An 8,889-nucleotide genomic window follows, 5' to 3' on the forward strand; every position below is an offset into this window, starting at 1 on the left:
CCCGCAAAGTCCGTGGGTTGTGCGCAAACAGCTCCTGTTTTTATAGCATCATGGACGCAAGGCTTTGGCCGCGTCGATCGCAAAATAGGTCAGGATGCCGTCCGCCCCCGCGCGCTTGAAGGCCAGCAGGCTTTCCAGCATCACGGCGTCGTGGTCCAGCCAGCCGTTTTGCGCGGCCGCCTTGAGCATGGCGTATTCGCCGCTTACCTGGTAGGCGAAGGTGGGTACCTTGAACTCGTCCTTCACGCGGCGCACCACGTCCAGGTAAGGCATGCCGGGCTTGACCATCACCATGTCCGCGCCTTCGGCAATGTCCATGGCCACTTCGCGCAGCGCTTCGTCGCTGTTGCCGGGGTCCATTTGGTAGACCTTTTTGTTGCCTTTGCCCAGATTGCCGGCCGAACCCACCGCGTCGCGGAAGGGGCCGTAGAAGGCGCTGGCGTACTTGGCGCTGTAGGCCATGATGCGGGTGTGCACCAGCTTCTCGGCTTCCAGCGCGGCGCGGATGGCACCAATGCGGCCATCCATCATGTCGCTGGGCGCCACGATGTCCACGCCGGCGCGGGCTTGGGTGAGGGCCTGCTGCACCAGCTGGGCCACGGTTTCCTCGTTGAGGATGTAACCGTTCTCCTCGGGTCGGGTGTCGGGCAGGCCGTCCTGGCCGTGGGTGGTGAATGGGTCCAGCGCCACATCGGTCATCACGCCCAGCTCGGGGAATTCTTTCTTCAGCGCTCGCACCACGCGCGGTACCAAGCCATCGGGGTTCAGCGCCTCGGCGCCGTCATAGGTTTTGAGCGACTGGTCCACCACCGGGAACAGCGCCATGACCGGAATGCCCAGCTTCACGCATTCTTCGGCCACTGGCAGCAGCAAATCCAGGCTCAGGCGCTCCACGCCGGGCATAGAGGCAATCGGCACCCGCTGCTTCTGGCCGTCCACCACAAACACCGGATAAATCAGGTCATGGGCGGTGAGGGCGTTTTCGCGCACCAGGTTGCGGGTGAAGCTGTCGCGGCGCAGGCGGCGCGGCCGGCCGGCGGGGAAGGGGGCGTAGGTGGTCATGGGGAAAATTGTGCCTGAATCCGTGGGCACCCCTGTGGCCGCGCCAGAGGGAAAATTCGCGTGATACCACAGCACTTCACGGGGGATTTACAAAAAAATGCTTGTCACACGGCCGCAACATTGCTAAATTCGACCCCGGATAGCTTGCTATCCCCCGCTTTTCCTCCCTGAGCGGGGCCTTGATGTGTGACAGCAAATAGGCTTACCACCCCAGCCCACGTGCTGGGGTTTTTTTTGCCTGTACTTTTTGCGCATCTTCTTTCGCTGGTGCGGGACGGGCGGGTGTTTTGCTCCGTGTCCCCCGGCTTTCGGCCTCCTCCTTGACCTGCGCAAAACGCCCACCCATCCCGCATCGGAAGTGTTGCGCGCGCAAGTACCAGCGACTGCACAATTTGCCGCCGGGCCGCCCCAAGGCAAATTAGCCCCCTTGGGTGGGCAGCGACCCGCACAGCAGTGGAGCGTGGGGGCTACACTTGCTCATGCTCTGGGTCAAAGCCTTCCACATCGTCTTCGTAGCCAGCTGGTTTGCTGGTTTGTTCTACCTGCCCCGCATTTTTGTGAACCTGGCGCTGGTGCCACCGGGCTCCGAGGCCGAGCGTGCGCGTTTGTTGCTCATGGCGCGCAAGCTGATGCGCTTTACCACCTTGCTGGCGGTGCCGGCCATCGTGCTCGGAGGCTGGCTCTGGTTGGGCTATGGCATTGGGCGCGGCCCGGGCAATGGCTGGATGCATGCCAAGTTGTTCATCGTGCTGCTGGTGCTGGGCTACCACCATGCCTGTGGCGTGTTGCTGCGCAAGCTGGCGGCGGGCACGCTGCAGCGCAGCCATGTGTGGTTCCGCTGGTTCAATGAGATTCCGGTGCTGATGCTGACGGCGGTGGTCGTGCTGGTGGTGGTCAAACCTTTTTAAGGGCGCACATGCACAAATCTGCCGCGTGGCCCTTGGCTTGGCTCTATGCAGGTTTGGTGGTCTACGCGAGCTGCTACCCGTTTGTGGACTGGCGGGACCAGGGCATTGCTCCTTGGGAGTTCTTGTTTGCGCCCATGGCGCGCTACTGGACTGGGTTTGATGTCGGTGTGAATGTGGTGGGCTATGTGCCGCTGGGCGCACTGCTGGCCTTGGGGGCTTTGCGCACCCGGCGCAGCCATTACCCGGTCCTGGGTGCCGTGCTGCTGGCCACGCTCCTGTCGCTGCTGATGGAGGCCTTGCAAAGTTACTTGCCCGCCCGCATCCCATCCCGCGAGGACTTTTTGCTCAACACCCTGGGGGCTGCCATCGGGGCCTGTGGGGCCTTGCTGCTGGAGCGCTGGGGTGCGATTGACCGCTGGAGTCGGGTGCGAGCGCGCTGGTTTGTGCCGCATTCTCGGGGCGGGTTGGTGCTTTTGGCCCTGTGGCCGGCGGCGCTGCTCTTCCCTGCGCCCGTGCCACTGGGGCTGGGCCAGGTGCTGGAGCGCGTGGAGCTGGCGCTGGCCGACTGGCTGAGCGACACGCCCTACCTGCACTGGTTGCCCGCCCGTGATGCCGAGCTGACGGCGCTGGCGCCAGGTACTGAAATGTTGTGCGTGGCCTTGGGGTTGTTGATTCCGTGTTTGCTGGGCTTTTGCATTGTTCGTCCCTTGTGGCGGCGGCTGGTGTTGGTGGCGGGCTTGGTGCTGGTGGCGGTGGTGGTGACAGCGCTCTCGGCCGCCATGAGTTGGGGGCCTCTGCATGCCTGGGCCTGGCTGGATTTGCCGGCCCAGTGGGGCCTTGTGGTGGGTGCTTTGCTGGCCCTGGGTTTGGCGTTTATGCCCTGGCGCGGTGGCGCGGCCCTGGCATTGGTGGCTTTGGGGCTGTATATCAGTGTGTTGAACCAGGCGCCTGAGAGCCCGTACTTTGCGCAGACCTTGCAGCATTGGGAGCAGGGGCGTTTCATCCGTTTCCACGGGCTGGCCCAGTGGCTGGGCTGGCTCTGGCCATACGGCGCCCTGGTGTATTTGTTGGCGCAACTGGGGCGGCGCAGCGATGAAACCTAAAATCCGGCCATGACCGACGCCACCGCACCCCAGAGCTCGTACTACGAGCGACACATCTTTTTCTGCCTGAACGAACGTACCAACGGCGAGGCCTGTTGCGCCCAGTTCCAGGCCCAGGCGGCGTTTGACCGCTGCAAGCAGCAAGTCAAGGCGGCAGGCCTGGCCGGCCCGGGCAAGGTGCGGGTCAACAAGGCAGGCTGCCTGGACCGATGTGCTGCAGGGCCCGTTGCGGTGGTCTACCCCGAGGCTGTGTGGTACAGCTTTGTGGACGTACAAGACATTGACGAGATCGTCGAGTCGCACCTTAAGAACGGTAAGGTGGTGGAGCGGCTGCTGACGCCGCCTCACTTGGGTCGCTAATTTCAAGCCAAATTGGCCTCTATCCTTTATGGATACCGCGTGAGCAGCTATTGTATTGATAGTAATTGAATGAATGCCTTGACCCAGAAAATCAGCCTGACCGGGCCTGCGGGCGCCTTGGAAGCCCTGCTGGACCTACCGCCAGAGGGTGTTGCGCCGCGGGGTACGGCGGTGATTGCCCACCCGCACCCGCTGTTTGGCGGCACCATGGACAACAAGGTGGTGCAGACTCTGGCACGCGCTTTTGTGCTCTCGGGCTGGCGCGCGGTGCGGTTCAATTTTCGCGGCGTTGGCGCCAGCGAAGGCGCCTACGACGAAGGCCGTGGTGAGTTGCAAGACCTGCTCGCCGTGGTGGGCCACAGCGCGCCCGACGGTCCTTTGGCGCTGGCAGGCTTCTCGTTTGGCGCTTTTGTCACCAGCCATGCTGTGGCGGCCTTGGCTGCTCGTGATCCGCAGGCGGTAGTGCTGGTGGGCACGGCGGCCAGTCGCTTCACTGTGGCGCCTATCGGTCCCGACTTGCACGAGCGCACGCTGGTGCTGCACGGCGAGGCTGACGACACCGTGCCACTGGCTGACGCCATGGCCTGGGCCCGTCCCCAAACCCTGCCAATCACGGTAGTGCCCGGGGGTGGCCACTTCTTTCATGGACAATTGCCGCTTTTGCGCAGCTTGGTCGTGCGCCATCTGCGCGCGGTGTGAGTTTTTCCTCTCTTTTCTACCTCCCATGAAATCTTTCATTGCGGCCTTCTTGGCCTCTGTGTGCTTGGCCGTTTCCGCCCAAGCCCCCCAGCCTCCTGAAATTGCAGCCCGCGCCTACATGTTGGTGGATGTGACGGCCAATCAGATCTTGGCCTCCAAAGACATGGACATGCCGGTGGAGCCCGCATCCCTGACCAAGCTGATGACGGCGTATTTGGTGTTTGATGCCTTGCGCAGCAAGAAGATTGACTTCAAGCAAGCCCTGCCGGTGAGTGAGCGCGCCTGGAAGATGCCGGGCTCCCGCATGTTTATTGACCCCAAGATGCAAGTGCCGGTGGAGGACCTGATCAAAGGCATGATTGTGCAGAGCGGCAACGACGCCACCATGGCGCTGGCCGAAGGCGTGGGTGGCACGGCGGAGCGTTTTGTCCAGATGATGAACGAGCAGGCCAAGGTGCTGGGCATGAAAAACTCGGGCTTCAAAAATCCCGAGGGCTTGACCGAGGCGGGCCACACCACCACGGCGCGCGACTTGAGCATTCTGGCTACCCGTCTGATGTCTGACTTTCCTGAATATGTGCACTTTTATGCCATCAAGAAGTACCGCTACCCCGGCACCCCTGCGGCCAACGACAGCAACCGCAATCTGTTGTTGTTTCGCGATCCCTCAGTAGACGGGCTAAAAACGGGTCACACCGACGCTGCGGGTTACTGCCTGGTGGCCACCGCCAAGCGCGACTTCCCCCATTTGGTCTCTGCGGGTGCGCCCGCTGGGTCTGCCGCGGCATCGGGAAGCCGCCGCTTGCTGTCGATTGTGCTGGGCGCAGATAGCGAAAATGCCCGGGCCAACGAATCCCAAAAACTTCTGAATTGGGGCTATACGGCCTTTGAGGCGGTCAAGTTGTTTGATGCCAACCAAGCGGTGGTGACGCCCAAGGTCTGGAAGGGTAGCGCGTCCGAGGTTAAGGTGGGCAAGACCCAAGCCTTGATTGTGGCTGTGCCTGCGGGCACCGCTAGCCGCCTGAAAACCGAAGTGGTGCGCAATGAGCCGGTGGTTGCGCCGGTTGCGGTAGGCCAGCAATTGGCCACTTTGCGAGTGCTGGCGGGTGAACAAACCGTTGCCGAAGTGCCTCTGGGGGCCTTGGAGCGGGTGGACCAAGCCGGGATTTTTGGGCGAGCCTGGGACGGCATTCGTCTCTGGATTCGATGAGCAACTTGCGCCTGCATTGCGCGTAAAACCTCAATCTGGTACATTAGAAGGCTTTTCGGAAATTCCGAAGGGATTCACGTTTTCGTAATATTCAAACGTTTAGGGACGTTTTTCAATGCCAACCATTAACCAACTCGTGCGTCAAGGCCGTGAGGTCGAGACCATCAAGTCGAAGAGCCCTGCGATGCAGAACTCTCCGCAGCGTCGCGGTGTGTGCACCCGTGTGTACACCACAACGCCTAAAAAACCTAACTCCGCTCTGCGTAAAGTCGCCAAAGTGCGCCTGACCAACGGTTTTGAGGTGATTTCCTACATCGGCGGTGAAGGCCACAACCTGCAAGAACACAGCGTGGTGCTGGTTCGCGGCGGTCGTGTCAAGGACTTGCCCGGTGTGCGTTACCACATCGTCCGCGGTTCGCTGGACTTGCAAGGCGTGAAAGACCGCAAGCAGTCGCGCTCCAAGTACGGTGCGAAGAAGCCAAAGGCCAAATAAATTGGACCGAACCCAAGGTTGCAAACCCTGGATTCGGCAAAGTAAAAGGTGTTTGTTTGCTGCGTGGCGCAGTGAATAAACGAAGTGACCCGCTGTTTGGGTCGAGTAAGTGAGAGTCTTATTGATTAACTCTCAAGGTGGCCATCCATTGGCGCCAACTGAAGCAAAGAGGTGAAGAAATGCCACGTCGTCGCGAAGTCCCTAAACGTGAAATCCTGCCGGATCCCAAATTCGGCAACGTCGAGCTGTCCAAATTCATGAACGTGATCATGGAAGGCGGCAAAAAGGCTGTTGCAGAGCGCATCATTTACGGTGCCCTCGAGCTGATTGCCAAGAAGCACCCTGATAAGGACCCTCTGGAAGCCTTTACCGTTGCGATCAACAACGTCAAGCCCATGGTGGAAGTGAAGTCCCGCCGCGTGGGTGGTGCTAACTACCAGGTGCCTGTCGAAGTGCGTCCTGTCCGCCGTTTGGCTCTGTCCATGCGTTGGATCAAGGAAGCTGCCCGCAAGCGCGGCGAAAAATCCATGGCCCAGCGCCTGGCCAACGAAATGTTGGAAGCCACTGAAGGCCGTGGCGGCGCCATGAAGAAGCGTGACGAAGTGCACCGCATGGCTGAAGCCAACAAGGCCTTCTCCCACTTCCGCTTCTAAAAGCGGACCCCGCGGCTTTCAAGTGGCGGGGTGGTTCTGGCGGCGCAATAGCGCTGTCATGCAGGCCATCCACACTTGGAGAGCCGCACGCCATACTGCGTTGTGCAGCTGGCGGTTTACAGAATTTGATCAAACAAGGATCCATCATGGCTCGCACTACCCCCATTGAGCGCTACCGCAATATTGGTATTTCTGCGCACATTGACGCCGGCAAAACCACCACGACCGAGCGTATTCTTTTCTATACCGGCGTGAACCACAAAATCGGCGAAGTGCACGATGGTGCGGCCACGATGGACTGGATGGAGCAAGAGCAGGAGCGCGGAATTACTATTACCTCCGCTGCGACGACTTGCTTCTGGAAGGGTATGGACACCTCCTTCCCCGAGCACCGCATCAACATCATCGACACCCCTGGACACGTGGACTTCACGATTGAAGTGGAGCGTTCCATGCGCGTGCTGGATGGCGCTTGCATGGTGTATTGCGCTGTGGGGGGCGTGCAGCCCCAGTCTGAAACCGTGTGGCGTCAGGCTAACAAGTACAAAGTGCCGCGTTTGGCCTTTGTGAACAAAATGGACCGTACCGGTGCCAACTTCTTCAAGGTCGTGGACCAGATGAAGCTGCGCCTGAAAGCCAGCCCGGTGCCTATCGTGATTCCGATCGGTGCCGAAGAAAACTTCACTGGCGTGGTCGACCTGCGCAAAATGAAGGCCATCATTTGGGATGAAGCCTCTCAAGGTATGAAGTTCACCTTCGAAGACATTCCTGCTGACCTCGTGGCGACTGCCAACGAGTGGCGCGAAAAGATGGTGGAAGCTGCTGCTGAAGCCTCTGAAGAGCTGATGAATAAGTACCTCGAAGAGGGTGAGCTGACCGAGGCGGAAATCACTGCCGGCCTGCGCGCTCGAACCATCGCTGGCGAAATCCAGCCTATGTTGTGCGGTACTGCGTTCAAGAACAAGGGTGTGCAGCGCATGTTGGACGCCGTGATCGAACTCATGCCCTCTCCTCTGGATGTGAAGGCCATCAAGGGCTTCGATGAAGAAGAGAAGGAAGTCACCCGCAAGGCCGACGACAACGAGAAGTTCGCTGCGCTGGCGTTCAAGCTGATGACGGATCCGTTTGTGGGCCAGCTGACCTTCGTGCGCGTGTACTCCGGCGTTCTGAAGAAGGGCGACACGGTTTACAACGCGGTTCGCGGCAAGAAGGAGCGTATTGGTCGTATCGTGCAAATGCACGCTAACAACCGCGAAGAGGTGGATGAAATCCGCGCTGGCGACATCGCAGCTTGCGTGGGCTTGAAGGATGTCACCACTGGTGAAACCCTGTGTGATCCCAATGCTGTGATTACGCTGGAGCGCATGGTGTTCCCCGATTCTGTGATCCGCCAGGCTGTGGAGCCCAAGTCCAAGGCTGACCAGGAAAAAATGGGTCTCGCGCTGTCTCGTCTGGCTGCCGAAGATCCATCTTTCCGCGTGCAAACCGACGAAGAGTCGGGCCAGACCATCATTGGTGGTCAGGGCGAATTGCACCTGGAAATCATTGTGGACCGCATGAAGCGCGAATTCGGCGTGGAAGCCAACGTGGGTAAGCCACAAGTGGCCTACCGCGAAACCATTCGCAAGCAAGTGACCGACGTCGAAGGCAAGTTTGTGCGCCAGTCCGGTGGTAAGGGTCAGTACGGTCACGTGGTGTTGACTGTCGAGCCCAACGAAGCCGGCAAGGGCTTTGAGTTCGTCGACGCCATCAAGGGCGGTGTGGTTCCTCGCGAATACATCCCCGCGGTGGAGAAGGGCGTGATCGAAGCCCTGAACCAAGGCGTGTTGGCCGGCTATCCTGTGGTGGACGTGAAAGTCACCCTGACTTTCGGTTCTTACCACGATGTGGACTCGAACGAAAACGCGTTCAAGATGGCGGCTATCTTCGGTTTCAAGGAAGGTTGCCGCAAGGCCAACCCCGTGATTCTGGAGCCAATGATGGCCGTGGAAGTGGAAACACCTGAAGACTATGCTGGTAACGTGATGGGCGACTTGTCCAGCCGCCGCGGCATGGTGCAGGGCATGGACGACATGGTCGGTGGTGGCAAGGCCATCAAGGCTGAAGTTCCCCTGTCTGAAATGTTCGGCTACTCCACCACCCTGCGCTCCATGTCGCAAGGTCGTGCTACCTACACGATGGAATTCAAGCACTACGCGGAAGCTCCGCGCAACGTGTCTGAAGCCATCATGGCTGCGCGCGCCAAGTAATTTGTATTTGTCTGCGACAGTGTGCCGCTCTGTGCCCGTGCGGAGCGAATCAGCAACATTGTGCAGACATAAAACCAACACACGGGTATAGCTCTTTTGGAGAATTGAAAAATGGGTAAGGAAAAATTCACACGTACCAAGCCGCACGTCAA

At 59.8% G+C, this 8,889-nt stretch carries 9 protein-coding genes; 8 read left to right on the forward strand and 1 reads right to left on the reverse strand.

From position 1 onward, the window contains the following. Positions 1-48: 48 nt before the first annotated feature. Positions 49-1,062: a porphobilinogen synthase gene (hemB, locus tag CHU94_RS04140; RefSeq protein WP_094477048.1), complete on the reverse strand. Its 1,014-nt coding sequence runs from the start codon at positions 1,060-1,062 to the stop codon at positions 49-51. A 479-nt stretch (positions 1,063-1,541) separates the two neighbouring features. Between hemB and CHU94_RS04145 the strand changes: the two genes are divergently transcribed. The 8 genes from CHU94_RS04145 to fusA all read left to right on the forward strand — a co-directional run bounded on the left by CHU94_RS04145 (position 1,542) and on the right by fusA (position 8,737). Further along, the gene (locus CHU94_RS04145) at positions 1,542-1,970 is read left to right on the forward strand and encodes a CopD family protein (RefSeq protein ID WP_094477050.1); all 429 of its coding nucleotides are present in this window, start codon (positions 1,542-1,544) and stop codon (positions 1,968-1,970) included. 8 nt (positions 1,971-1,978) lie between these two features. Further along, positions 1,979-3,073, forward strand: coding sequence for a VanZ family protein (locus CHU94_RS04150; protein ID WP_094477052.1), 1,095 nt, complete (start codon positions 1,979-1,981; stop codon positions 3,071-3,073). A 9-nt stretch (positions 3,074-3,082) separates the two neighbouring features. Beyond that, complete coding sequence (locus CHU94_RS04155) at positions 3,083-3,433, forward strand: ferredoxin (protein WP_094477055.1); 351 nt, start codon at positions 3,083-3,085, stop codon at positions 3,431-3,433. 69 nt (positions 3,434-3,502) lie between these two features. Continuing rightward, positions 3,503-4,132 carry an alpha/beta hydrolase gene (locus tag CHU94_RS04160; protein WP_094477057.1) on the forward strand — a complete coding sequence of 210 codons (630 nt, stop codon included), beginning with the start codon at positions 3,503-3,505 and terminating at the stop codon, positions 4,130-4,132. 25 nt (positions 4,133-4,157) lie between these two features. Then, complete coding sequence (locus CHU94_RS04165; protein ID WP_176451921.1) at positions 4,158-5,342, forward strand: D-alanyl-D-alanine carboxypeptidase family protein; 1,185 nt, start codon at positions 4,158-4,160, stop codon at positions 5,340-5,342. 115 nt (positions 5,343-5,457) lie between these two features. Next, a complete protein-coding gene (gene rpsL, locus CHU94_RS04170; RefSeq protein WP_011466063.1) occupies positions 5,458-5,835 on the forward strand; it encodes a 30S ribosomal protein S12 in 378 nt (125 codons plus the stop codon). Positions 5,836-6,014: 179 nt separating this feature from the next. Further along, positions 6,015-6,488 (forward strand): 30S ribosomal protein S7, encoded by a 474-nt coding sequence (rpsG, locus tag CHU94_RS04175; protein ID WP_094477103.1) that lies wholly within the window; start codon positions 6,015-6,017, stop codon positions 6,486-6,488. 146 nt (positions 6,489-6,634) lie between these two features. Next, entirely contained in the window at positions 6,635-8,737 is a 2,103-nt protein-coding gene (gene fusA / locus CHU94_RS04180; protein ID WP_094477061.1) for an elongation factor G, read from the forward strand. The last annotated feature ends 152 nt before the right edge of the window (positions 8,738-8,889 follow it).

The sequence above is a fragment of the Rhodoferax sp. TH121 genome (genome assembly GCF_002251855.1).
Lineage (GTDB): Bacteria > Pseudomonadota > Gammaproteobacteria > Burkholderiales > Burkholderiaceae_C > Allorhodoferax.

Bases quoted from the DNA above. Each gene is read 5' to 3' on its own strand.
- hemB (WP_094477048.1), bottom strand. From the start codon at position 1,062: ATGACCACCTACGCCCCCTTCCCCGCCGGCCGGCCGCGCCGCCTGCGC.
- CHU94_RS04145 (WP_094477050.1), top strand. From the start codon at position 1,542: ATGCTCTGGGTCAAAGCCTTCCACATCGTCTTCGTAGCCAGCTGGTTT.
- CHU94_RS04150 (WP_094477052.1), top strand. From the start codon at position 1,979: ATGCACAAATCTGCCGCGTGGCCCTTGGCTTGGCTCTATGCAGGTTTG.
- CHU94_RS04155 (WP_094477055.1), top strand. From the start codon at position 3,083: ATGACCGACGCCACCGCACCCCAGAGCTCGTACTACGAGCGACACATC.
- CHU94_RS04160 (WP_094477057.1), top strand. From the start codon at position 3,503: ATGAATGCCTTGACCCAGAAAATCAGCCTGACCGGGCCTGCGGGCGCC.
- CHU94_RS04165 (WP_176451921.1), top strand. From the start codon at position 4,158: ATGAAATCTTTCATTGCGGCCTTCTTGGCCTCTGTGTGCTTGGCCGTT.
- rpsL (WP_011466063.1), top strand. From the start codon at position 5,458: ATGCCAACCATTAACCAACTCGTGCGTCAAGGCCGTGAGGTCGAGACC.
- rpsG (WP_094477103.1), top strand. From the start codon at position 6,015: ATGCCACGTCGTCGCGAAGTCCCTAAACGTGAAATCCTGCCGGATCCC.
- fusA (WP_094477061.1), top strand. From the start codon at position 6,635: ATGGCTCGCACTACCCCCATTGAGCGCTACCGCAATATTGGTATTTCT.